Source organism: Actinoallomurus soli (assembly GCF_024055715.1).
Taxonomy (GTDB): Bacteria; Actinomycetota; Actinomycetes; order Streptosporangiales; family Streptosporangiaceae; genus Actinoallomurus; species Actinoallomurus soli.
On sequence record NZ_JAMXMV010000004.1, the window covers coordinates 479,847 to 502,739 of the forward strand.

Below are 22,893 nucleotides of genomic sequence, written 5' to 3' on the forward strand. Positions count from 1 at the left end.
AGGTCTGTTACGACCGCGGGATCAACCCTCGTCCGACGTCTCGGCCGGCGCCTCGGCGGCGGCCTCCGTGGCCCCGCCCTCCTCTTCACGCTTGACCCGCAGAGCCTCGGCCAGCTGGGCGGCCTTGGTCGGCAGGGCGTTGAAGAGAGCGGCGGCGTTGCCCATCGACGCCTTCATCGCACCCGCGAGCTTCGCGAGGAGGACCTCGCGGGACTCGAGGGAGGCGAGCGTGGTGATGTCCTCGGACGTCATCGGCTTGCCGTCGACGACGCCGCCCTTGATCACCAAGTTCGGGTTGGCCTTGGCGAAGTCACGCAGGCCCTTGGCGGCCTCGACCACATCGCCCTTGACGAACGCGATCGCCGACGGGCCCTGGAGCAGCTGCTCGAGCTCCTCGGTGACCCCGGCCTCGCGCGCGGCGATCTTGGTCAGCGTGTTCTTCACCACGGCGAAACGTGCATTCTCACCGAGCGATCGGCGCAGCTCGCTGAGCTGCGCCACGGTGAGCCCGCGGTACTCGGTCAGCACGGCACCGCTCGAGCTCTCGAACTCGCTCTTGAGCTCGGCGACCGCCGCCGCCTTGTCCGCCCTCGCCATGGGCCTCCTTCCAGATGTGCGCCGGTGGAGAAGGCCCAGAGACGACGAACGCCCCGGCGCAGGCGCACGGGGCGGACGACATGACCAGCACCAGGTCACGTCTCAGCTCTCGATGTCACCTACGCGGGCCGCCCGCTGTGCGGGACCTTCAGTCACCCTGTGGGTGACGACCGGCGGTCTTCGGCGTTGAACAGCGTACGCGATCCCGCCGAGACGACCAAATCGAGGCTTCGTCCGCGTCTCCGGCGGCCGCGATGAGGGCCCCGAACGCGTGTCCGCCGGGAGGACCGTCAACGGTCGTCCCGGCAGAGGCGGTGCCCGGAGGTGTCAGCCGGCGGAGGTCACCTGGCCGGCGGGCGGGGCGGAGATGGAGACCGGCTGGTTGAACCCGGTGTAGGTCGTCGTGATGGTCGACTGCACCTGGGAGCCCGCAGGGGTCCGGACCGTCATCTTGCGGGGAAGCTGCTGGTCGTCCAGCCACAGGTCGAAATTCATCTTGTCCAACCCGCTCTTGGCGACCATCTGCTGCATCGCCGCGCGCTGGTCGCCGCTGAGCTTGGCCAGAGCCGCCTGCACGGAGTAGGTGCCCTTGTAGTGCGTCGTCTGGGTGCCGCCGACGGTCTCGGTCCCGACCTTGGTGACGTCCTTGGAGGCGGTGAGCATCCGGGTATTGGCCGAGGGGTCGGCCTGCTTGGACTGGTTCATGAGCGACTTGATGTCGATGCCGCTCTTCGCGCCGATCTTGCTGAGCGACATCTTGATCCACGGCTTGCCGCCGGCCTGCTGCGAGAGCGCGGGCATCTTCATGTAGACGTAGTCGCCGAGGAGGATCTCCTCGAAGCCGCCGGTCTCCTTGCCGTTGACCGACATGCCGGGAACGGTCATCCTCATGGCCAGCTTCGGGCTGAGCCGGTAGGAGATCCGGCCGGTCATCTTCACGTTCTGCCCCGACGTGGTGGTGTCCGTGGAGACGGTGGCCTTGAACGACTTGATGGTGCCGGCCTTCTGCGAGGCCGTGCTGATCTGCTCTGCCGCGAGCTGCGTTCTGCCGGACGTGGACGAACCTCCCTGCGCCTTCTTCCCACCGTCTCCTCCGCCGCATGCGGCGAGGGAGAGGGCCAGAGCGGCCCCAGCGGTGATACAGACGGCGTTTCGGCGAATCATCAACGTCTCCTCTGGTAGCGATGCGCGCACGCCGATGACGGCCGCGCGCAGCGGACAGCAGTTGGACGTCGGCCCGGCCCGATCGGTTCAACTTCACCGACCGTCACGACAGAGAACAGCGCGCCTGCCGCCGAGGGCCGCCGGGCGCGCCGCCGTTTCCGGGCCTTCCGGCGCGGGGCCGGCCGGGAGGTGCCGGCCGGCCCCGTCAGCGCCGGTGGGGGTGGGGGTCAGTGGCCGGCGCCCAGTTTCGGCATGAGCTGGTTGCCGTCGGCGACCTGGCTCGCCGGGGGCGCGGACACACTGAAGGACTTGTTGTAGTCGCTGTAGACCATGGTGGCGGTGGCCGTGCCGTCCGACGCGGCGCCCTTGGCCGTCAGCTTGCGCGGCAGGTTGTCCGAGCCGACCCACAGGTCGAAGACGACATTCTTGGCGCCACTCTTCTGGTACAGATCCTGGAACGACTGCTTGGCCTTGCCGGTGAGTTGCGCGGCGGCGTCCTTCGCCGTGATCGTTCCGGTGTAGTGGGTGGTCTTCTCGCCGTCGATGGTCTGCGTGCCGGCCTTGCGCACGTCCTTCGAGCTGGTGAAGATCTTCGTCTGCTGCGCAGGGTCGGCCTGCTTGAGGATGTCGTTCAGGTTCACGCCGGCCTGCTGCGCGGCCTTGGAGACCGAGAACTTCACCCACGGCTTACCGCCGGTGAACTGCGAGAGCTGCGAGGGGACCTTCCCGTACAGCGTGTCGCCGAGAAGGATCGCCCGCAGACCCGAGTCCACGGAACGACCGTTGAACCCGGCCGAGTCGAGGGTGCCGACCGCGGCGAGCTCGGGGCTCAGCCGGACCTGCACGACCCCGTGCGCCTTGGAAGCGGCCTTTCCACTACCGCTCTCGGTGATGTCGACCTTGTACGACTTGACGGTGCTGGTCTTCTGCGCCGCCAGATTGATCGCCTGGGCGGCGGAGACGTTCACCGCGTCGGCGTTGTTCTTCGCGGCACCACCGCACCCGGCGAGGGAGACCATAAGGGCGGCACCCGCGGCCGTACCCACCGCATATCGACGAACCATTGAACCCTCCTGCGTATCGCGTACGGCCCTCGGCTCGTGGAGAGCACGAACGCCTGATTCCAGCACTATCGAGTCTTGCCTCCCTAGATCTTGTAAACATCCCCCATGGGGACCAGATCCCTTATCTCCGAGTGCGACGTGAGTCGTACGACAGGATGAGACAACGCGAAAGGGCGCCCCCGACCGGGGACGCCCTTCCGTGATCGCTGTCGCGTCAGCTCGTCGTCACGCCGTGGCGTCCTCGAGCTCCGCGGTGAGGTTGCGCGTGGCGTTCGGGTCGACCGGGATGCCCGGACCCATCGTCGTGCTCAGGGTCGCCTTCTTGATGTAGCGCCCCTTCGCCGCCGACGGCTTGAGCCGCATGATCTCCTCCAGCGCGGCGGCGTAGTTCTCCACGAGCTGCTTCTCGGTGAAGGACGTCTTGCCGGCGATGAAGTGCAGGTTCCCGTGGCGGTCCACGCGGAACTCGATCTTGCCGCCCTTGATGTCGGACACGGCCTTGGCCACGTCGGTGGTGACGGTGCCCGTCTTCGGGTTCGGCATGAGGCCACGGGGGCCGAGCACGCGGCCGAGCCGGCCGACCTTGCCCATCATGTCCGGGGTCGCCACGACGGCGTCGAAGTCGAGCCAGCCGCCCTGGATCCGCTCGATCATGTCGTCGGAGCCGACGTGGTCGGCGCCGGCCTCGCGGGCCTCGTCGGCCTTGGCGCCACCGGTGATGACCAGCACGCGGGCGGTCTTACCGGTGCCGTGAGGCAGGTTGACGGTGCCACGGACCATCTGGTCGGCCTTGCGCGGGTCCACCCCGAGCCGGAGCGCGACCTCGACGGTGGCGTCGAACTTGGTCGGCGAGGTGTCCTTGGCCAGCTTCACGGCCTCGGCCGGGCTGTAGAGCGCCGACTTGTCGATCTTGGTGTCGGCGTTGCGGTACGCCTTGCTGCGCTTCATCGTGTTCTCCTGATCTGGAGCTCGTGGTGCGGGCCTGCGCGCGGCCCTCCCACACTCGGTTCTCGGCCGACGCGGCGGTCGCCGCGCCGGCCTCGGTGTGTCGCCGCCGTGTTATCTGCCGCGGTGCTCACTACCGCGCTCGCCTCCTCACTCGCTTCGCGGCCGGCTCGTATCTCACCGGCCGCTCCGCTCGCTCGTCGGCTCGCCGCGGGGGCGTCAGTCGGTGACCGTGATGCCCATCGAACGGGCGGTGCCCGCGACGATCTTCTCGGCCTGCTCGGCCGAGTTGGCGTTGAGGTCCGGCATCTTGGTCGCGGCGATCTCCCGGAGCTGGTCGCGGGTGATCGTGCCGACCTTGGTCTTGTGCGGCTCGCTGCTGCCCTTGTCGATCCCGGCGGCCTTCTTGATCAGCTGCGCGGCCGGCGGGGTCTTGGTGACGAAGGTGAACGAGCGGTCCTCGTAGATGGTGATCTCTACGGGGATGACGTTGCCGCGCTGGGACTCGGTCGCAGCGTTGTACTGCTTGCAGAAGTCCATGATGTTCACGCCGTGCGGACCGAGAGCGGTACCGACGGGCGGCGCGGGCGTCGCCTGGCCGGCCTGCAGCTGGACCTTGACGATCGCGGCGACCTTCTTCTTGGGAGGCATGCCTCACCCTTTCGTTCCGATTGTTCGTCGGCCCCCACTCCCGTACACACGGGCGACGCGGCGGATGGAACGTCGACCGCCGCGTTGGGACCGTCTCCCCCGCAGGCGCGCGGGGACGCGTTATGGAGGCCATCGAGGCCATGCGCCGGAGCGTCGTGCTCCGGCGCCGAACCTCGAAGACCCGGTCTCCGACCTCGGAGACCTGCTTGTCAGATCTTGGAGACCTGGTTGAAGGACAGCTCGACCGGAGTCTCCCGACCGAAGATCGACACCAGCACCTTCAGCTTCTGCGCCTCGGCGTTGATCTCGTTGACGGTCGCGGGCAGCGTGGCGAACGGGCCGTCCATGACGGTGACCGACTCGCCGACCTCGAAGTCGACGGTGGCCGCGGCCTTCGCCGTCTCCTTGGTCTTGGCCTGCTCCTCGGGCTCCGGGGCGAGCAGCGTCGCCACCTCGCGAAGGTGCAGCGGCGACGGGGTGTTCGAGAGGCCGACGAAGCCCGTCACGCCCGGCGTGTTGCGGACCGCGGCCCAGGACTCGTCCGTGAGCTCCATGCGGACCAGGATGTAGCCCGGCAGGACCTTCTCGTTGACCTTCTGGCGCTTGCCGCCCTTGACCTCGGTGACCTCGTGCTGCGGCACCTCGACCTGGAAGATGAAGTCCTCCATGTTGAGCGACTGGGTGCGCTGCTCGATGTTGGTCTTCACGCGGTTCTCATAGCCGGCGTACGAGTGAACGACGTACCACTCGCCCGGAAGGAGCCGCAGCTGCGTGGTGAACTCTTCGACCGGGTCCGACGCCTCGTCGGACGCCTCTTCTGACGCTGGGGCGGACGTAGCGTCGGACTCCGTGGCGACTTCCTCAGCCTCGGCCGAAGCCGGCGCTTCCACCGACTCGGCCTCTTCGATGGCCTCGTCGTGAAGCTCTGGGGACTCGGACACGGTCACTCTTTCTCTCGTCTGTGGGTTGCTGATGGAATCCGGCACGCGATCAGCCGAAGAGCTTCAGCACAACCCAGGAGAAGGCGTTGTCGAGACCGAACACGATCGCCACGACGATGATCACGAAGACCAGCGACACGGTCGTGTAGGTGATGAGCTCATTGCGCGTCGGCCAGATGACCTTGCGAAGCTCGGCGACCACCTGGCGGTAGAAGAGGAGCGGGGAGGTCCGCTTCCTGGCGGACTTCTCCTTGTCCTGGGTCGCGGCCTCGCCGCGTGTCTCGGTCGCCATTGGTGTCGACGCATCCCCTCAGTCGGTTGTGTCGCGAACTTCCGGTGTGGGCGTGCGTTCAGTACGCCCGCGCACGTGTGCCGTGCACGAACCGTATTCCGCAGGGCAGGAGGGACTCGAACCCCCAACCACCGGTTTTGGAGACCGGGACTCTGGCCAATTGAGCTACTGCCCTTCGTCAGTGTCGCCATCATGGCACGCGAGAACCATGCAGGACGCCACTAGGTCACGCAGTCTACGTCCCAAACCGCCCCCGCGTCGAACCAAACGCCGATCAGACCCTCCGCGCCTCTCCGGAGCCCCTTCGCCGTAAGGGGATATCGGGCTGAGACCTGGCGCGCCGTCTGCGACGATAGGCGGTATGAGCTCTCGAATCTCCGCTCGGATCGCCGCGATCTCCGAGTCCGCGACCCTCGCCGTCGACGCCAAGGCCAAGGCGCTGAAGGCCGCGGGGCGTCCGGTGATCGGATTCGGCGCCGGCGAGCCCGACTTCCCGACTCCGGACTACATCGTCGAGGCCGCGGTCGAGGCGTGCCACAACCCCCGGTTCCACAAGTACACGCCGGCCGGGGGGCTGCCCGAGCTCAAGGCCGCCGTCGCGGAGAAGACCAGGCGCGACTCCGGCTACGAGGTCGAGGCGTCGCAGGTCCTCATCACCAACGGCGGCAAGCAGGCGGTGTACGAGGCGTTCGCCGCGCTGCTCGACCCGGGCGACGAGGTCCTGGTGCCGACGCCGTACTGGACCACCTACCCGGAGTCGATCAAGCTGGCGGGCGGCGTGCCGGTCGACGTGGTCGCCGACGAGACCACCGGCTACCTGGTGAGCGTCGACCAGCTGGAGCAGGCCCGCACCGACCGGACCAAGGTCCTGCTGTTCGTCTCCCCGTCCAACCCGACCGGCGCGGTCTACTCGCGTGAGCAGGTCGCCGAGATCGGCCGCTGGGCCGCCGAGCACGGCCTGTGGGTCGTCACCGACGAGATCTACGAGCACCTGGTCTACGGCGACGCGGAGTTCTCCTCGATGCCGGTGGTCGTGCCGGAGCTGGCCGACCGCACCCTCGTCCTCAACGGGGTGGCCAAGACGTACGCGATGACCGGCTGGCGCGTGGGCTGGCTGATCGGCCCGCAGGACGTCGTGAAGGCCGCGACCAACCTGCAGTCGCACGCGACCTCGAATGTGGCGAACGTCTCACAGGCCGCCGCGCTCGCCGCGGTGAGCGGCGACCTGTCCGCCGTCGCCGAGATGCGGACGGCGTTCGACCGGCGCCGCAAGACGATGGTGCGGATGCTGAACGACATCCCCGGCGTCGTGTGCCCCGAGCCGAAGGGCGCCTTCTACGCCTACCCGTCGGTCAAGGAGCTGCTGGGCAAGGAGCTTCGCGGCAGGCGCCCGCAGACCTCCGTGGAGCTGGCGGCCCTGATCCTCGAAGAGGCCGAGGTCGCCCTGGTCCCCGGCGAGGCGTTCGGCACGCCGGGCTACTTCCGCCTGTCCTACGCCCTGGGCGACGAGGACCTGGCCGAAGGCGTCGGCCGGGTGGCCAAGCTGCTGTCCGAGGCCCACTGAGTCCGGGCCCACTGAGTCCGGGCCCACGCCGGGTCCGGGCCCGCCGGCCGGAGCGGATGCCACGACGCCCCACGAGTGCCACGGTGCTCGTGGGGCGCCTCCGATATGGCTGTGAAACCGGTCGGCCGCCGTGCGCCCGCGCCGTACGGTCCCGCCGTACGTCCGCGCCGCGCCGTGCGCCCCGCCGACCGGGTGTCGACTCGGGGCGGGCCGAGTCGACACCCGACCGACTCGATCGACCCCGGATCGATCGACCCCCGCTTTCCTCCCCGCGACCCGCCGCCGGCGCGGCCGGTCCCCTCCGCGGGCGCGGGATCCGTGACGTTCAGTCGACCTGGACGCCCTCGGCGACCCGCATGAGCCGGGTGCCGAGCGTGGGGCTCACCCCGACCCAGACACCGAGCCCCGATCGCTCGATCCACATGACCTGGCCGAACGTCGCGCCCGCGGCGGCGCGCAGAGCGGCGTGGCCGTGCACCTCGGCGTGCTGCGCCGAGGCGGGCGTGAAGCCCATGTCGCCGGGCCCCTTGAGCGAGTCGTCGCGTACGAGCCGCACCTCGATCCAGCCGGCCGGGCCGGTCCAGCGGCAGGTCGTCGTCCGGCGGGCCCCGGTCTCGCCGGTGTGACAGGTGTCGTGCGGGTCGATGCCGTCCGGGAGGTAGGCCAGCAGCGCCTTGACGACGTCCGGCGCGGTCCCGCGCGGCGATCCGGTGCCGGGGTGCCGCGACGGCCGCGTCCCCGCGTGGGTCTTGGCCGACGGGCTCTCGGACGGCGCCGTGGATCCGTTGCTCCGGGCCGCGGACGGCGACGGCGCTGCGGATCCGGCCGTCGTGGTCCCGCCGATCCCCGGGTGCCGCCCCTCGGGCCCCGGAGCGCTGACCGGCTGCGGGCGGATCGCCTGATAGGTCGGGATGACCGCGATGGCGACCACGACCCCGGCGGCCGCGACCGCGATGGTCGCCCGCCGTCGTACCGTCCGCTGGTGGCGGCGCCGTGCCTCATGCGCCAGCGTGCCGGGCGCGGACACCCCCGTGACATGATCCGCCATGGCCTGCCGGAGTTCGTCCTCCAGATCCATGGTTCACCCCCTTGACGCCGCCGCCTGTGCGGACTTTCCCATTCGTTCGCGGAGGCGGGCGAGGCCTCGCGCGGCCTGACTCTTCACGGTGCCGACGGAGCAGCCGAGCATGGCGGCCGTCTCCGCCTCCGACATGTCCTCCCAGTACCGCAGGACCAGCACCGCCCGTTGGCGCGGGCCGAGCCGTTTCAGCTCCTCGATGAGGACGCCGCGCAGCTCGACGGTGCCCGCCTCGGACGCCGTCGGCGTCTCCGGCGGGGCGGCCATCTGGACCTCCCGCAGCACCCGCCATCGCCTGGCACGGCTGACGGACAGGTTGACCAGGATCTTCCGGACGTACGGCTCCGGATCGGCGTCGGGTCTCATCCTGCCCCAGTGCCGATATGCCTTTTCCAGGGCCGTCTGCAGCAGATCCTCCGCATCCGTCCGCGCCCCGCACAGCAGCTGGGCGGTCCGAAGCAGCGCTGTCCCACGCTGCGCCACGAACTCGACGAATGACTCGTCGTCCCGACGCGCCACGGCACTCCGTCCGTCGTAGGCCCTCTGTTCATGTCGATCGGTCGCGGGTGGCCCACCGCGCCGGGCCACCCGCGCCGAGCCTCAGTGCAGCTGCCGCAGCTGCGTGGCGATCGCCGGGAGCTGAGCCGCGTACGCGGGGCTGCCGGTCAGGTAGATCGCGTAGCCCTTGTCCGAGATCCACAGCATGCCGGTGCTCAGCGGGCTCTGCCACGTCTGGGTGCCCTCGGCCGAAACGAGGTTGCCCTCGGGCAGCTTCAGGTCCGCGGCCAGTTCCTTGACGGTGACCTGCGGCGGAACGTTCAGGCGCTCGACCGTCAGGTACTTGCCGCCGGCGGCCGCGAACTTCTGGACGACGGTGCAGATCTTGCCGCTCTGGATGGTGATCGAGTGGCTGTGGGAGGCGGCGAGGTGCAGGCCCGTGGGCAGCGTGACGTCCTTCGCCTTGGAGTGCTCGATCTTGACCACGGCCGGCACCGAGTCGCAGGACGGGAGCGTGGCCTCAGGCACCTTGACCTTCGGCAGCCCCGGCTTCGCGACGGGAACGGCGGACTTCGGCGTGCTCTGCGCGGACTCGACCTTGCCGGGCGCGCAGGTCGGCAGGGTGCTCGGGACCTTCCCGGCGGGGACCTTGGCCTCGCCGGCCGGGACCTTGGCCTTGTCCGCCGGGACCGGCAGGTTCGGCTTCTCGGCGGTCTTCGGCAGCTTGTCCGCGGGGAGCTTGACCGCGGGAAGCTTGCTCTTGGGCAGCTCGGCCTTGGGCACCTCGGCCTTCGGCAGCTCACCCTTCGGCAGTTCGGCCTTGGGCACCTCGGCCTTCGGCAGCTTGCCCTTCGGGAGCTTGGTCTGGGGCAGGGTCAGGCAGGTCGGCGCGGAGCCGGGGACCGCGGCCTCGGCCTGCTTGACGACGTTCTTCGCGCTGTCCGCGACCGGCTTGGCGGACGGTGCCGGCGAGCTGCTTCCGACGGCCGCGTAGGCGACGCCGCCGGCGACGATGGCGCCCGCGGCGCCGGTGGCCAGTGCTGCCAGCTTGAGGTTGACGATCACATCTATCCCTTTCAGCGCGGTTTGACTCTCGCGCCCTTCAACTACGCGTGGACCCCATGGGGGGTTGCACGGCTTCTCAAAGTTTTTTTCGGCGACCGGGGCACCGATGCCGTTCGGGGGAGGTCGTCGCAGGTCCGAGCAGCGCATACGGCAAGATCGGTGCATGGAGGCCCGTCCCGTCACCGCCCTGCCCAAGACTCATCTGCACGTCCACTTCACCGGCTCGATGCGGCACAGCACGCTCGTTCAGCTCGCCGACAAGCACCGTGTGCACCTGCCCGACGCCCTGGTCGAGGAGTGGCCTCCCCGGTTGCGCGCCACGGACGAACGCGGCTGGTTCCGGTTCCAGCGCCTCTACGACATCGCCCGTTCGGTATTGCGAGACGAGGACGACGTGCGGCGGCTGCTGCGCGAGGCCGCCGAGGACGAGGCCGCGGAGGGCTCCGGCTGGCTGGAGATCCAGGTCGACCCGAGCGGCTACGCCGGGCGGTTCGGCGGGGTGACGCCCTTCACGGACCTGGTGATGGACGCGGCGCGGGAGGCCGCGGAGATCACCGGGGTGGGCATCGGCGTGATCATCGCGGCCAACCGCACCCGGCATCCTCTCGACGCCCGGACGCTGGCGCGGCTCGCCGTCCAGTACGCCGGGCGCGGGGTCGTCGGCTTCGGGCTGTCCAACGACGAGCGGCGCGGCCGGGCATACGACTTCGACCGGGCGTTCGCGATCGCCAAGCGGGCGGGGCTGCTGTCGGTGCCGCACGGTGGCGAGCTCCTGGGCCCGGCGAGTGTACGGGCCTGCCTCGACGCGCTGGAGGCCGACCGGATCGGGCACGGGGTCCGCGTGGTCGAGGATCCGGCCCTGATGGACACCGTCGCGGCGCGCGGCGTCACCCTGGAGGTGTGCCCGGCCTCGAACGTCGGGCTCGGCGTCTACACCAGGGCCGGTGACGTGCCCCTACGGCGGCTCTTCGAGGCCGGGGTGTCGATCGCGCTGGGCGCCGACGACCCGCTGCTGTTCGGGTCGCGGCTGGCCCATCAGTACGAGCTGGCCCGCCGGGAGCACGGGTTCACCGATGAGGAGCTGGCCGAGCTGGCGCGCTCCTCGATCCGGGGCTCGGCCGCCCCCGCCGAGACGCAGAAACGCCTTCTCGAAGGCGTGGACGCCTGGCTCGGGACACCGCGCGGAACGGCCCGCACGGCGGCGGACGAAATGGAATGATCGGACACCGTGATCCTCCGTACCGCGACTGCCGAAGAAGCCGCACGGCTGGCCCCGTACCTCCCCGTCACGCACGCCGTCCTCGACGGTGACCGGCTGGCCGGCGGACTGAGCCTGATCGAGGCCCGGCCCGGCGTCCGTGAGGTGAGCGTCTGGGTGATCCCCGAGGAGCGCCGCCGCGGCGTGGCGAGCAAGGCCCTGCGGACGCTGACCGAGCAGGCCGACGGACGGCTGGAGATGATCACCGACGTCGTCGACACGGTCTCCCAGCGCGTCGCGCTGAACGCCGGGTTCACGCGCGAGTCCGTGCGCCGGGGCAGCGGCCCGGACGGCGGCGGCCGGCCGGACGAGGTGGTCTGGGCCTGGCTGCCGGGTGATCCGTCCGGACCGGCCCCGCGACCGCTGCCGGACCTGCGGGACGGCGAGTTGCGCGACGGCGAGGTGAGCCTGCGCCCGCTCGGCCCCGCCGACGCGGACGACCTGTGGGCCCTGATGAACCTGCCCGACGTCCGCCACCGGTCCGTCTACACCCAGGAGCGGCCGCGCGCCGAAGTCGTACGGCGCTGCGAGCGCGCGGCGAGCGAGTGGCTGGCGGGCCACCGCGCGGACTTCGTGATCCGGGTCGGCGGCGCGTTCGCCGGGGACATCGGCCTCTACAACGAGGCGTGGAGCCGGCAGGCGATGGTCGGCTACAGCATGCTGCCGGAGTTCCGCGGCAAGGGCGTCGCGACCCGCGCCGTACGGCTGGTCAGCGCCTGGGCGTTCGAGATCGGCGTGCAGCGGCTCGTGGCCGGGACCATGGTTGACAACGTGGCGTCGCAGCGGGTGCTGGAGAAGGCCGGGTTCGTCCGCGAGAGCATTCAGCGGTCCCGCTTCGACCGCCCCGACGGCACACGCGCCGACGACGTCCTCCACGTCCTGCTCCCCTGACCGGGCGTGCCTACGTCTCGCTCGCCTGACCGGGCGAGCGTGTCCTGCTCCCCTGACCGGACGGGCGCGTCCGCGCCCTGCTCCCACGACCGGACGGGCGCGTCCGCGTCCCGCTCCCACGACCGGACGGGCGTGCCTACGTCCCGCTCCTCCGACCGGGCGGGGTGAGGGCGTTCGCCGACGAGTCCGGCGCGCCGCCCGCCGGGTGCTCCGCGGCCGAGGAGCCGGCCGTGTGTCTCGGCTACGGTTGCGCCGTGAAGGTCGTGGTGGGCGAGGATCTCACGCTGTTGCGGGACGGTCTCATCCGCATGCTGCAGGCGTACGGCTTCGAGGTGGTCGCCGCGGTCGACAACGGGCCGGGCCTCCTCCGTGAGCTGGTCGAACGGCGGCCGGACGTGGCCGTCGTCGACATCCGGCTGCCACCGACCCACACCGACGAAGGGCTGCGTGCCGCGCTGGCGGCGCGGGCCGAGGTGCCGGGGCTTCCGATCCTGGTGCTGTCGCAGTACGTCGAACGGCTCTACGCGCGGGAACTGCTCGCCGACGGCCGTGGTGGCATCGGCTACCTGCTCAAGGACCGGGTCTCCGACATCGGCGAGTTCGTCGACGCGGTGCGCCGGGTCGCCGCCGGTGGCACCGCGCTGGATCCCAAGGTCGTGGCGAAACTGCTGGACAACCGCGAGCGGGTGCTGCCGCTGGAGCGGCTCACCCCGCGCGAACGCGAGGTGCTCGCCCACATGGCCGAGGGCCGGTCCAACGCCGCGATCGGCGCCGCCCTGTTCATCACGGAGAAGGCGGTCGCCAAGCACACGAACAACATCTTCGCCAAGCTCGGCCTGCAGTCGTCCGACGACCACAACCGGCGGGTGCTCGCCGTCCTGGCGTACCTCGACGGATAGAGGTACCAGTACCCCCATCAAGGGGGATCCAGCCTCCTCGTGGCCGGGCCGGCGCTCGGCGAGGCTGGCCCCATGACGACCACACCCTCCCTCACAGCACCGGCCGCGCCCCCGGCGGGGCCCGTGCGACGCGCCGAGCGCGCGCCGGCGCCCGACCTGGCCCGTGGCGTGATGCTGCTGTTCATCGCGCTGGCCAACGCGGGCAACTTCGCCTTCGCCGGCCAGCCCGGCCTCGACGGCACGCCGCACGGCGCGCAGCGCGTCGTGAACTTCCTGATGTCGATGTTCGTCGAGAGCCGCGCGTACCCGGTCTTCGCCGTCATGTTCGGTTACAGCCTCGTCCAGCTGGCCTCCCGGCAGCGCGCCGCGGGCGCCGACGAGCGGCGCGTCCTGCTGCGCCGCAACACCGCGCTCGTCGGCTTCGGGCTCGTCCACGGGATCCTCCTGTACTGGGGGGACTTCCTCGGCGCCTACGGGATCGTGGGCATCCTCGCCACCCTCCTCCTGTTGCGCCGCGGCGACCGGTTCCACCGGATCGTCCTGTGGCTGTGGGGCATCCAGACGGTCAGCGCCGTCGCCTTGACCTGGCGGGCCTTCGCCGGCGCCCGAGGCGGGCACGCCGTCCTCACCAACACCCCCAACCCCTCGCTGGCCGCCTCCTCGTACGGGCGTGCGCTGCTCGACCGGCTCACCGAATGGCCGGTGCACACCGCGACCGTCATCCCGTTCATCGTCATCGTGTGGCTGGGCATCTGGGCCGCGCGCCGCCGCGTGCTCGAAGAGCCGGCCGCGCACCGGAGGCTCCTGCGCCGCACCGCCGTCGTCTGTCTCGGCGTCGCCTTCGCCGGCGCTCTGCCCTACGCGCTCGTGACCGCAGGCGTCCTCCACCTCGACACGGGTACCGTCGGGGCCATGGCGCGCGTCCACGCGATCACCGGCGAGTACGGCGGACCCGGCTACGTCGCCCTGTTCGGCCTGCTGGCGCTGAGGCTGAGCGGCGCGCCCCGTGGCCGGGCGCTGCTCGGCCCGGTGAGCGCCCTCGGCCAGCGTTCGCTGAGCGGCTACCTGTTCCAGTCGGTGGCCTGGCTGGCGCTGTTCTCGCCGTGGGCGCTGCACCTCGGCGGCACCTACGCCGCTCTGCTCGCCGCGGTGGCCGTCTGGGCGGTGTCGCTGGCGGCCGCGCAGGCGATGAGCGCGGCGGCGTACCGGGGACCGGCCGAGGCGCTGCTGCGCCGGATCACCTACCGCCCGGCCCGGCGGACCTCCGCATGACGACCGGTCGGCGGCGGGTCCTCGCCCGCGTCGGAGTGGCCGCGGTGCCCTGTGCCGCGGCCACTTCGGCCTGGGCGGTCACCGGCGTCGACGAGTTCTGGCCCCGCTGGGTGTACTTCGGGGTCGGCACCGTGCTGGCCGCGGAGTTGCTGTTGCGCCGGGCGCTGCGCGTCCGTCCCCGCCGGCGCCGGTGGCTCGCCGTCGACGGCGCGCTGTGCGGCCTGCTCGTGCTCGTCGACGTCACCGTCTGGGTGCTGAGCGGCGGCGGATACTTCTGGCCGATCTGGCAGGCCCTCGCGCTGTCCGCCGTGTTCTCGCTCCACGCATGGGTCGTCAGCCGCCCCCTCGGGGCGCGGGAGCGCGAACTCGCCGCCCGGGTCACCCGCCTCACCCGTTCCCGTCGCGGGGCGGTCGACCGTCAGGCCGCCGACCTCAAGCGCGTCGAACGTGACCTGCACGACGGCGCGCAGGCCCGGATGGTCTCCCTCGCGCTCACGCTCGGCCTGTCCGGCGAGCTGCTCCGCCGCGACCCCGACGCCGCGGCGCGGCTGCTCGACGAGGCCCGGGCGACCGCCGTCGCCGCGCTCGACGATCTCCGCGCCGTCATGCACGGCATCCATCCGGCGGTCCTGGCCGACCGCGGTCTCGGCGACGCCGTCCGCGCGCTCGTGCTCGACCTCGCCGTACCGGTGACCGTGACCGGCGACCCGCCGCGGGCCCTGCCCGCCGCCCTCGAGACGGCCGTGTACTTCGCGGTCGCCGAGTGCCTGAGCAACGTCGTCAAGCACAGTGAGGCCACCGCCGCGGAGGTCGTCTTCACCGGCGACCCGGACGTCCTGCGGGTCACCGTCACGGACGACGGCGTCGGCGGCGCGAGCCCGGCCGGCGGCACCGGCCTGCGCGGCATCATCGACCGCCTCGACGCCGTCGACGCCGACCTGCACGTCTCCAGCCCGTCCGGCGGTCCCACCGTCGTCACGATCACCGTTCCGCTCACCGAGGACCCGCGGTAGGTGTCCGCGGGGAGTGAGCGCGGGCGGGGACGACGAGGCGCGCGGTGGACGTACGGGGGCGCGTCAGAGGCCGACGCCGACGAAGACGGGTTCGTTGACGAGCGTGACGCCGAAGGCGGCGTGGACGCCGTCGCGTACCTCGCGGGCCAGGGCGAGGAGATCCTCGGTGCGTCCGCCGTCGGCGTTGGTCAGCGCCAGGGTGTGCTTGGTCGAGATCCGGACCGGGCCCCGGCCGTACCCCTTCGTGAAGCCGGCCTTGTCGATCAGCCAGGCGGCCGAGGTCTTCGTACGCCCGTCGGGCTCCGGATAGCGCGGGAACGCCGCGTCCGGGCCGAGCCGGTCGGCGACGCGCTTCTCCAGGTCGGCGACCTGATCGGGGTCCAGGATCGGGTTGGTGAAGAACGACCCGGCGCTCCGCGTGTCGGGGTCGGCCGGGTCGAGGACCATGCCCTTGCCCCGGCGCAGGCCGAGGACCGCCTCGCGGGCGTCGCGGAGCGGCACCCGGGCTCCGGGGTCGACCCCGAGCGTCCGGGCGAGTTCGGCGTACCGGATCGGAGCGGACAGGTCGTCGTTCTCGAGCGCGAACGTCACCTCGAGCACGACGTGCCGGTCGGCGCCCTTGAACGCGCTGCCGCGGTAGCCGAACCGGCAGGCGGCGCGGTCGAGGACGACGACCTCGCCGCGTTCGCGGTCGTACGCGCGGACCTCGACGATCGTCTCGCTGACGTCCTGACCGTACGCGCCGACGTTCTGGATCGGGGTGGCGCCGAGCAGGCCGGGAACGCCGGACAGGCACTCGACCCCGGACAGCCCCTCCTCGACGCACCGGGCGACGAACGGGTCCCATTCCTCGCCCGCGCGGGCGCGTACGAGCACGCGGCCGTCGCCGGAGCCGGTCGACCCCGTGGTCACGCCGCGCGTGGCGACGTGCACGACGGTGCCGGGGAAGCCCTCGTCGGCGACGACGAGGTTGCTGCCGCCGCCTAGGACGAGCACGGGCTCGCCGTCCCGGTCGGCGCGGCGGACGGCGTCGATCAGCTCATCGTCGGTCGTGGCCTCGACGAAGCACCGTGCCGGGCCGCCGAGCCGCAGGGTCGTGTAGCCCGCGAGGCGGACCTGTTCGCAACGGACCGCCATCAGGCGAGGCGGACCGTGGCCTTGGCGCGGGTGAGGACCTTCTGCCCGTCCGACCGGGCGGTCAGCGCGACCACGACCGTGTTGTCGTCGCGCTTGTCCTCGATCACACCGGTGATCTCGATCTCGGTGCCGCCGTCGTTGGGCACGACGACCATCGAGGAGAACCGCACGCCGTACTCCACGACCGCGCCCGGGTCGCCGGCCCAGTCGGTGACGTACCGGCCGCCCTGCGCCATCGTGAACATGCCGTGCGCGATCACGTCGGGCAGGCCGACGGACTTGGCGAACTGCTCGTTCCAGTGGATCGGGTTGAAGTCACCGGACGCGCCGGCGTACTTCACCAGGTCGAGGCGATGGACCGGGTACGTCTTGGCGGGGAGCTCCTGGCCGACCTCGACCTCGTCGTACTTCACCGTCGCGGTCATGGTCAGGCACCTCGCTCGATGATGACGTTGTGGGCCGTGCACACGTGCTCGCCATCGACCGTCGTGATGACGGTCTGGATGTCGAGGCGCTCGTTGCGCCCGATCGAACGGATCCCGGCGATCGTCGACTCGGCCGTGACGACGTCGCCCGCGTGCAGGGGCCGGTTGTACTCGAACCGCTGCTCGCCGTGGACGACCATCGCGTAGTTCAGGCCGAGCTCGGGATCGGTCAGGGACGCCCCGCCGATCGAGATGACGATGGGGAAGGTCGGCGGCGCGATCACGTCGGGATGCCCGGCGGCCTTGGCCGCCTCAGGGTCACGGTAGACCGGGTTCAGGTCGCCGATGGCGTCCGCGAACTCCCGGATCTTCAGCCGGGTGACCTCGTACGGCTCCGAGGGCGGGAAGGCCCGCCCGATGAACTCGCGGTTGAGCGCCATTCAATCCGTCCCTTCCCGGGGATGCCCGCGTCCGCCAGGTGATCGATGCAGCGACGTTAACAGACGTGCTTCAGCCCGCCCCGGCGACTGGGCCGGGACGGGCTGTGTACGTCAGGGAACGCCGGCCGGCGAGCCCGCACCCGCCTCAGCGGGTCTCGCGGTGCGCCTGGTGCTTACGGCAGTTCGGGCAGTACTTCTTCAGCTCCAGGCGATCCGGGTCGTTACGCCGGTTCTTCCGGGTGATGTAGTTGCGGTGCTTGCACTCCTGGCAGGCCAGCGTGATCTTTGGCCGTACGTCGGTGGCAGCCACGAGGGAGTGCCTTTCTGGTGAGGGACACTGGACAGCGACCTACCGCCTCCCTGCGAGAGGGAAGGCGGTGAGGTGGTAGCGGAGGCCGGACTTGAACCGGCGACACAGCGATTATGAGCCGCTTGCTCTGCCTGACTGAGCTACTCCGCCGCGAGGTCGGGACGACCGGAGAAAAGGATACCGGACTCTCCGGGCCCGCCCGAACAGACGAAACCCCGGCCCACTGCGGCGGACCGGGATATCGGCTGCTAGAGCCCCCTTACGGAATCGAACCGTAGACCTTCTCCTTACCATGGAGACGCTCTGCCGACTGAGCTAAGGGGGCGTGCGCCCTTCCGCGCTCCGTAACCATACACGCTGCGCGGCCCGGACACGAAATCGATTCATCGTCCCAGCTCAGCGGGGTCAGCGGAGGAGCCGGCGGGCGATGACGACCTGCTGGATCTGGCTGGTGCCCTCGTAGATCCGGAACAGGCGTACGTCCCGGTACAGCCGCTCGACGACGACACCGCGCATGTAGCCCATGCCGCCGAAGACCTGGACGGCGCGGTCGGCGACGCGACCGGCCATCTCCGAGCAGAAGTACTTCGCGCAGGAGGGGCCGAGCTTGCGGTCCTCCCCCGTGTCGTACGCCTCGGCCGCCTGCAGCACCATCGCGCGGCCCGCGTACAACTCGGTCTGCGAGTCGGCGATCAGCCCCTGGATCAGCTGGTACTCCCCGATCGCCCTGGCGCCGCTCCCTGGCGTACGCGACGGTCTCGTCGAGGAGACGCTGCGCCACGCCGACGCACACGGCCGCGATGTGCAGCCGGCCGTGCGCGAGCGAGGCCATCGCCGTACGGAATCCGGTGCCCTCCTCGCCGACCATCGCCGTCGCCGGGACCCGTACGCCGTCGAAGTACACCTCGGCGGTGTGCGCGCCGCGCTGGCCCATCTTCTCGTCGGACGGCCCGACCGTGAGGCCGGGCGTGCCCGCCTCCACGATGAACGTCGAGATCCCTCGCGCCCCCTCCTCGCCGGTCCGGGCGAAGACCATGAAGACGTCGGCCTCGGGCGCGTTCGTGATGAAGCGCTTGGCGCCGTCGATCCGGTAGTGGTCGCCGTCGCGTACGGCCTTGGTCGTCAGGGCGCCGGGGTCGGAGCCCGCCTCCGCCTCGGTCAGCGCGAACGCCGCGATGGCCTCGCCGGCGGCCAGCCTTGGCAGCCAGCGGTCCCGCTGCTCGTCGGTGCCGGCCCTGACGAGGACCTGGCCCGCGATGCCGTTGCTGGTGCCGAACATCGACCGGAACGCCGGGCTCGCGTACCCGAGTTCGAACGCGAGGCGCACCTCCTCGCGCATCGACAGGCCGAGCCCGCCGTACGCCTCCGGCAGCGCGTAGCCGAACAGGCCCATGTCGCCCGCGGACCGCCGGAGATCGTCCGGGATGCCGTCCGTGGTCTCGATCTCGTCCTCGCGCGGGATCACCCGCTCGCGGACGAAGGTCCGTACGGCGTCGAGCACGTCTGCGAAGTCCTGGGCGTCCACGCGTCCTCCGATAACCGAATCGGATTCTTGTCTGGAAACACTCTATTCGGACAGTCCAGACTGATCGCCGTTGACTCTGACACTGTGTGAGCGCCTACACCGGGACGTGTCATGTTCACCATCGGAGACTTCGCCCGGCTCGGCCGCGTGTCCGTGCGCATGCTGCGGCACTACGACGCGCTCGGCCTCCTCCGGCCCGCCCGGGTCGACCGGGCCACCGGCTACCGCTACTACGACGCGGGACAGCTGTCCCGGCTCAACCGCCTGATCGCGCTCAAGGACCTCGGCCTCAGCCTGGAGCAGGTCGGCCTGATCCTCGGCGACCAGGTCGGCCCGGCGGAGCTGAGCGGCATGCTGCGGCTGCGCCGCGCGGAGCTGGCGGCCCACGTCGCCGAGGAGACGGCGCGCCTGGCCAGGGTCGAGGCGAGGCTCCGAATGATCGAAACGGAGGGCTCCATGCCCGCTGACGTCGTCATCAAGAACCTGCCCCCGGTCCGCCTCGCCGAGCTCACCGCCACCGTGGAGGGCTACGAGTCGGAGAAGATCACCCCGGTGATCCAGCCGCTCTACCGGGACCTGTTCGAGCGCCTGCAGGCGGCGGGCCTGGCCGTCACCGGCCCGGCCGTCGCCTACTACGAGCAGGTGCCCGAGGGCGTGCGCATCCACGCGGGCGCACCGGTGAACGCCGGCGAGGGCGAACGGTACGACTTCGCCATCGTCGACCTGCCGGCGATCGAGCAGGCGGCCACCGTCATCCACCACGGGCCGATGGACCAGGTCGACGTGGTGTTCCAGCGGCTCGCCCGGTGGATCGAGGAGAACGGCTACCGGAGCACCGGCCTGACGCGCGAGGTCTACCTCCGGTACGGCGCGGGCGACCCCGCGTCCTGGGTGACCGAACTGCAGGAGACCGTGACGCGCTGACCGCCGGCCGGGGGCCGCCGGCGGAGGCCGTCGGTGGAAAGCGGAGGTCGTCGGCGGGACGCGGGGGCCGCCGAATCGCGCGTCCTGGGATGATGCGGACCATGCCCTCCCCCAGCGATCAACGCACCGTGCGGCTCCCGGACGACGACGCGGAGATCCCGGCGTTCTGGCGGTCCCTCGGCCTGCCCGGCCTCATCGACGTGCACACCCACTTCATGCCGGACAACGTGCTGACCAAGGTCTGGGCGTACTTCGACCGGTTCGCCGAGACGGACGGCCGTCCGCGCTGGGAGATCCGGTACCGCCACGAGGAGGAGCGGCGGCTGCGCCTGCTGCGGGAGTTCGGGGTGCGGTGGTTCACCGCGATGCTGTACCCGCACCGTCCCGGGATGGCCGAGTGGCTGAACGGCTGGGCGGCCGGCTTCGCGGCCCGTACGCCCGACTGCCTGCACACGGCCACCTTCTTCCCCGAGCCGGAGGCGGGCGCGTACGTCGCGGCGGCGATCGGGGACGGGGCCAGGGTGTTCAAAGCCCACGTCCAGGTCGGGGCGTACGACCCCCGCGATCCGCTCCTGGACCCGGTGTGGGGGCTGCTGGCGGAGTCGCGCACCCCGGTCGCCGTCCACTGCGGCTCCGGGCCCGAGCCGGGACCGCACACGGGCCCGGCCGCCTTCGCGGAGGTCCTGGCCCGCCATCCCCGGCTGATCGCGATCGTGGCGCACATGGGCATGCCGGAGTACGCCGAGTTCCTCGGCCTCGCCGACCGCCATCCGGGGCTCCACCTCGACACGACGATGGTGTTCACCGACTTCACCGAGGGTCTGCACCCCTGGCCCGCCGGACTGACGCCCCGCCTGGCCGACCTGGGGGATCGTGTCCTGCTGGGGACCGACTTCCCGAACATCCCGCACTCGTACGCCCACCAGCTCACGGCGCTGACGCGGCTCGGCCTCGGCGACGACTGGCTGCGTGCCGTCTGCCACGACAACGCCGCCCGGCTGTTCGCGCTCTGAGCCGGTCTCAGCGCGTCCAGCCGGACGAGCGGGTGACCGGGCGCTCCTCGTCCGCCGGGGCCTCTACGGGACGCCCCTCGTACTGGGTGGACAGGACGACGTGGGTGTTCATCTCGCCGTGCTCGCCGAGGCGTTCCAGGAGACCCTCCAGGTGCCGCATCGACGCGACGCGGACCCGCAGCATCGTGCACCAGCCGCCGCTGAGCTTGTGCACCTCGGTGACCTCGGGGAAGTCCTCGGCCGTCGTCGTCTTCATCAGGCACCTGCCGAGCGCGCACCGCATCTGCACGAACGTCGTCAGCGGCAGACCGGCCCGCGCCGCGTCGATCCGCGCCGAGTACCCGGTGATCACTCCCGTCTCCTCGAGGCGGCGGACGCGCTCGGCGACGGCCGGCGGCGACAGGTGCACGTTCCGCGCGAGCCGGTTGTACGAGAGGCGTCCGTCGCGCTGCAGTTCGGCGAGGATGCGCCAGTCCGTCTGATCCAGCGGTCGGTCCATTCGGAAACCCTGCACTGGGAATCTCCTTACGAACAAGTGGCGGATCCGAGGAATGTCCGCTGATCGTCCGTTCTGTCGCGGCGGCCGACTTTCTAGCGTCTTACGCATGCGAACACCCCCTGTCGTGAACTCCCCGGACACCGCGGCCGCGCCTCGCGGACGCTCGATGGCGGCGCTGTTCTGCGGCGCGGCCCTGATGAACGCGGCGATGGCCATGACGAGCGCGGTCGCCACGATCGTCGCCGGAGACACGCTCGGCGCGGCCTGGGGCGCGGTGCCGAACAGCGCCGGCGTCGTCGGCACGGGTGTCGGCGCGCTCGTCCTGACCTGGCTCGCGGGGCGGCGGGGACGGCGCGCCGGGCTGGTCCTCGGGTACGCGGCGGCCGCACTCGGCGCCGGGCTCGCGGTCGTCGCCGTGGCCGTCGGGGACGTCGCGGCCCTGATCGCCGGCATGCTGCTGCTCGGCCTCGGCAACGCCGGAGCGCAACTGTCCCGCTACGCGGCCGCCGACCTGTACCCCGCGCACCGGCGCGGGTTCGCCCTCGGCCTGCTGGTGTGGGCCGGCACGGTCGGCGCGGTCGGCGGCCCGCTGCTGCTCGACCCGGCCGGCGCCGCCGCCCACCGCCTCGGCGCGGCCGCGATGACCGGACCGTTCCTCGCCGCGGCCGTGGCCGGTACGGTCGCGGCGGTCGCGGCCCTGGGAGCCCCCGCGGGCCGGGTACGGGTCGCCGCCTCTCCCCTGCCGCTGCGCGACCTGGTGCGCGCGCCCGCCGCCCGGTCCGCGCTGTCGGTCATGGTCACGGCGCAGGTCGTCATGGTCGCCGTCATGACCGCCGCTCCGGTGGACATGCACATGCACGGCCACGGGCTCGGCGCGGTCGGGGTGATCCTGTCGACGCACACGCTCGGCATGTTCGCGGTGTCGCCGCTCACCGGGCGGCTGGTCGATCGCGTCGGCGCCCGCCCGGTCATGCTCGCCGGGCTGCTGTCCCTGGCCGTCGCCGCGCTGCTCGCCGCGGTCGCCCCGGAGGGTGAGATGGCGCTGCGGGCCGGCGCGCTGTTCCTGCTCGGCTACGGGTGGAACCTGTGCTTCGTCGGCGGCAGCGGCCTGCTCGCCCGCGACCTGCCCGCGGCCCAGCGGGCCCGGGTCGAGGGCGCGGTCGACGCGGCGGTGTGGGGCATCGCGGCCGCCGCCAGCCTGGCCTCCACCCTTCTCCTGTCCGCCGGCGGGTATCCGGCCCTGGCGGCCCTGTCGTGCGTTCTGCTGGCGGTGCCGCTCGTCCTGGTCCTGTTCGGCGGTGACGTCGCCGCGCGGTCGTCATCCTGAGATGGCCCGGCGTGCAGAGCCACGCGGCGGCCGAAGAACAAGACTGTTGTTCGGCGCGCCGGCGGGGCAGTGTGGTCACCGAGCCGAGGATTCTCCCCGTA

The 22,893-nt window shown here is 71.3% G+C and carries 24 protein-coding genes, 3 tRNA genes and 1 pseudogene; 9 read left to right on the forward strand and 19 right to left on the reverse strand.

Annotated features, from left to right (window positions below; genetic code table 11):
* Positions 1-21: 21 nt before the first annotated feature.
* The 8 genes from rplJ to NDW01_RS14180 form a co-directional block, all read right to left on the reverse strand.
* Entirely contained in the window at positions 22-597 is a 576-nt protein-coding gene (gene rplJ, locus NDW01_RS14145; protein ID WP_252780334.1) for a 50S ribosomal protein L10, read from the reverse strand.
* A 327-nt stretch (positions 598-924) separates the two neighbouring features.
* A complete protein-coding gene (locus NDW01_RS14150; RefSeq protein ID WP_252820588.1) occupies positions 925-1,761 on the reverse strand; it encodes a LolA-like protein in 837 nt (278 codons plus the stop codon).
* Positions 1,762-1,988: 227 nt separating this feature from the next.
* A complete protein-coding gene (locus tag NDW01_RS14155; RefSeq protein ID WP_252820590.1) occupies positions 1,989-2,825 on the reverse strand; it encodes an LppX_LprAFG lipoprotein in 837 nt (278 codons plus the stop codon).
* A gap of 225 nt (positions 2,826-3,050) precedes the next feature.
* Positions 3,051-3,773 (reverse strand): 50S ribosomal protein L1, encoded by a 723-nt coding sequence (rplA, locus tag NDW01_RS14160; protein WP_252780323.1) that lies wholly within the window; start codon positions 3,771-3,773, stop codon positions 3,051-3,053.
* 216 nt (positions 3,774-3,989) lie between these two features.
* Positions 3,990-4,421 carry a 50S ribosomal protein L11 gene (rplK, locus tag NDW01_RS14165; RefSeq protein ID WP_252820592.1) on the reverse strand — a complete coding sequence of 144 codons (432 nt, stop codon included), beginning with the start codon at positions 4,419-4,421 and terminating at the stop codon, positions 3,990-3,992.
* A gap of 209 nt (positions 4,422-4,630) precedes the next feature.
* Positions 4,631-5,362, reverse strand: coding sequence for a transcription termination/antitermination protein NusG (gene nusG, locus NDW01_RS14170; RefSeq protein ID WP_252780308.1), 732 nt, complete (start codon positions 5,360-5,362; stop codon positions 4,631-4,633).
* A 49-nt stretch (positions 5,363-5,411) separates the two neighbouring features.
* Positions 5,412-5,654 carry a preprotein translocase subunit SecE gene (gene secE / locus NDW01_RS14175; protein ID WP_252780304.1) on the reverse strand — a complete coding sequence of 81 codons (243 nt, stop codon included), beginning with the start codon at positions 5,652-5,654 and terminating at the stop codon, positions 5,412-5,414.
* A 101-nt stretch (positions 5,655-5,755) separates the two neighbouring features.
* Positions 5,756-5,829, reverse strand: a tRNA-Trp gene (locus tag NDW01_RS14180).
* 186 nt (positions 5,830-6,015) lie between these two features.
* On the opposite strand from NDW01_RS14180, the gene NDW01_RS14185 reads away from it, so the two are divergent.
* Complete coding sequence (locus tag NDW01_RS14185) at positions 6,016-7,218, forward strand: pyridoxal phosphate-dependent aminotransferase (RefSeq protein WP_252820594.1); 1,203 nt, start codon at positions 6,016-6,018, stop codon at positions 7,216-7,218.
* A 325-nt stretch (positions 7,219-7,543) separates the two neighbouring features.
* Here the strand turns inward: NDW01_RS14185 and NDW01_RS14190 are convergent, their stop codons facing one another.
* The 3 genes from NDW01_RS14190 to NDW01_RS14200 form a co-directional block, all read right to left on the reverse strand.
* On the reverse strand, positions 7,544-8,296 hold the full coding sequence (locus NDW01_RS14190; protein ID WP_252820595.1) for a hypothetical protein: 753 nt from the start codon (positions 8,294-8,296) through the stop codon (positions 7,544-7,546).
* Between the two features lie 3 nt (positions 8,297-8,299).
* Complete coding sequence (locus NDW01_RS14195; protein WP_252780298.1) at positions 8,300-8,815, reverse strand: SigE family RNA polymerase sigma factor; 516 nt, start codon at positions 8,813-8,815, stop codon at positions 8,300-8,302.
* Between the two features lie 81 nt (positions 8,816-8,896).
* Positions 8,897-9,859 carry a hypothetical protein gene (locus NDW01_RS14200; RefSeq protein ID WP_252820596.1) on the reverse strand — a complete coding sequence of 321 codons (963 nt, stop codon included), beginning with the start codon at positions 9,857-9,859 and terminating at the stop codon, positions 8,897-8,899.
* 163 nt (positions 9,860-10,022) lie between these two features.
* Here NDW01_RS14200 and NDW01_RS14205 point away from each other — a divergent pair, with 163 nt between their 5' ends.
* The 5 genes from NDW01_RS14205 (at position 10,023) to NDW01_RS14225 (ending at position 15,192) form a co-directional block, all read left to right on the forward strand.
* A complete protein-coding gene (locus NDW01_RS14205; RefSeq protein WP_252820598.1) occupies positions 10,023-11,078 on the forward strand; it encodes an adenosine deaminase in 1,056 nt (351 codons plus the stop codon).
* A 9-nt stretch (positions 11,079-11,087) separates the two neighbouring features.
* Positions 11,088-12,008, forward strand: a complete 921-nt coding sequence (locus tag NDW01_RS14210) for a GNAT family N-acetyltransferase (RefSeq protein ID WP_252820600.1) — start codon at positions 11,088-11,090, stop codon at positions 12,006-12,008.
* A 254-nt stretch (positions 12,009-12,262) separates the two neighbouring features.
* Positions 12,263-12,907, forward strand: coding sequence for a LuxR C-terminal-related transcriptional regulator (locus tag NDW01_RS14215; protein WP_252820603.1), 645 nt, complete (start codon positions 12,263-12,265; stop codon positions 12,905-12,907).
* A gap of 72 nt (positions 12,908-12,979) precedes the next feature.
* Positions 12,980-14,179, forward strand: a complete 1,200-nt coding sequence (locus NDW01_RS14220) for a DUF418 domain-containing protein (protein WP_252820605.1) — start codon at positions 12,980-12,982, stop codon at positions 14,177-14,179.
* Positions 14,176-15,192, forward strand: a complete 1,017-nt coding sequence (locus NDW01_RS14225; RefSeq protein ID WP_252820607.1) for a sensor histidine kinase — start codon at positions 14,176-14,178, stop codon at positions 15,190-15,192. Before NDW01_RS14220 ends, NDW01_RS14225 begins: the two co-directional genes overlap by 4 nt.
* Positions 15,193-15,255: 63 nt before the next feature.
* Here the strand turns inward: NDW01_RS14225 and NDW01_RS14230 are convergent, their stop codons facing one another.
* The 7 genes and pseudogenes from NDW01_RS14230 to NDW01_RS14265 form a co-directional block, all read right to left on the reverse strand.
* The gene (locus NDW01_RS14230; RefSeq protein ID WP_252820609.1) at positions 15,256-16,329 is read right to left on the reverse strand and encodes a UDP-N-acetylmuramate dehydrogenase; all 1,074 of its coding nucleotides are present in this window, start codon (positions 16,327-16,329) and stop codon (positions 15,256-15,258) included.
* On the reverse strand, positions 16,329-16,754 hold the full coding sequence (locus tag NDW01_RS14235) for a MaoC family dehydratase (RefSeq protein WP_252820611.1): 426 nt from the start codon (positions 16,752-16,754) through the stop codon (positions 16,329-16,331). The genes NDW01_RS14230 and NDW01_RS14235 overlap by 1 nt, the downstream gene beginning before the upstream one ends.
* A 2-nt stretch (positions 16,755-16,756) precedes the next feature.
* Positions 16,757-17,194 (reverse strand): MaoC family dehydratase N-terminal domain-containing protein, encoded by a 438-nt coding sequence (locus NDW01_RS14240; protein ID WP_252820613.1) that lies wholly within the window; start codon positions 17,192-17,194, stop codon positions 16,757-16,759.
* 145 nt (positions 17,195-17,339) lie between these two features.
* A complete protein-coding gene (rpmG, locus tag NDW01_RS14245) occupies positions 17,340-17,504 on the reverse strand; it encodes a 50S ribosomal protein L33 (protein WP_252780260.1) in 165 nt (54 codons plus the stop codon).
* Positions 17,505-17,577: 73 nt separating this feature from the next.
* Positions 17,578-17,654, reverse strand: a tRNA-Met gene (locus NDW01_RS14250).
* A gap of 102 nt (positions 17,655-17,756) precedes the next feature.
* Positions 17,757-17,829: transfer RNA gene (locus NDW01_RS14255), tRNA-Thr, on the reverse strand.
* 80 nt (positions 17,830-17,909) lie between these two features.
* A pseudogene (locus NDW01_RS14265) lies at positions 17,910-19,029 on the reverse strand (acyl-CoA dehydrogenase family protein).
* Between the two features lie 111 nt (positions 19,030-19,140).
* Between NDW01_RS14265 and NDW01_RS14270 the strand changes: the two are divergent.
* Together NDW01_RS14270 and NDW01_RS14275 are read left to right on the forward strand one after the other, a co-directional pair.
* Positions 19,141-19,953, forward strand: a complete 813-nt coding sequence (locus tag NDW01_RS14270; RefSeq protein WP_252820620.1) for a MerR family transcriptional regulator — start codon at positions 19,141-19,143, stop codon at positions 19,951-19,953.
* Positions 19,954-20,054: 101 nt separating this feature from the next.
* Positions 20,055-20,966: an amidohydrolase family protein gene (locus NDW01_RS14275; protein ID WP_252820622.1), complete on the forward strand. Its 912-nt coding sequence runs from the start codon at positions 20,055-20,057 to the stop codon at positions 20,964-20,966.
* Positions 20,967-20,973: 7 nt separating this feature from the next.
* Here the strand turns inward: NDW01_RS14275 and NDW01_RS14280 are convergent, their stop codons facing one another.
* Positions 20,974-21,465, reverse strand: a complete 492-nt coding sequence (locus NDW01_RS14280; RefSeq protein WP_252820624.1) for an Lrp/AsnC family transcriptional regulator — start codon at positions 21,463-21,465, stop codon at positions 20,974-20,976.
* A gap of 106 nt (positions 21,466-21,571) precedes the next feature.
* Here NDW01_RS14280 and NDW01_RS14285 point away from each other — a divergent pair, with 106 nt between their 5' ends.
* Positions 21,572-22,792: an MFS transporter gene (locus tag NDW01_RS14285; protein WP_252820626.1), complete on the forward strand. Its 1,221-nt coding sequence runs from the start codon at positions 21,572-21,574 to the stop codon at positions 22,790-22,792.
* Positions 22,793-22,893: the final 101 nt, after the last annotated feature.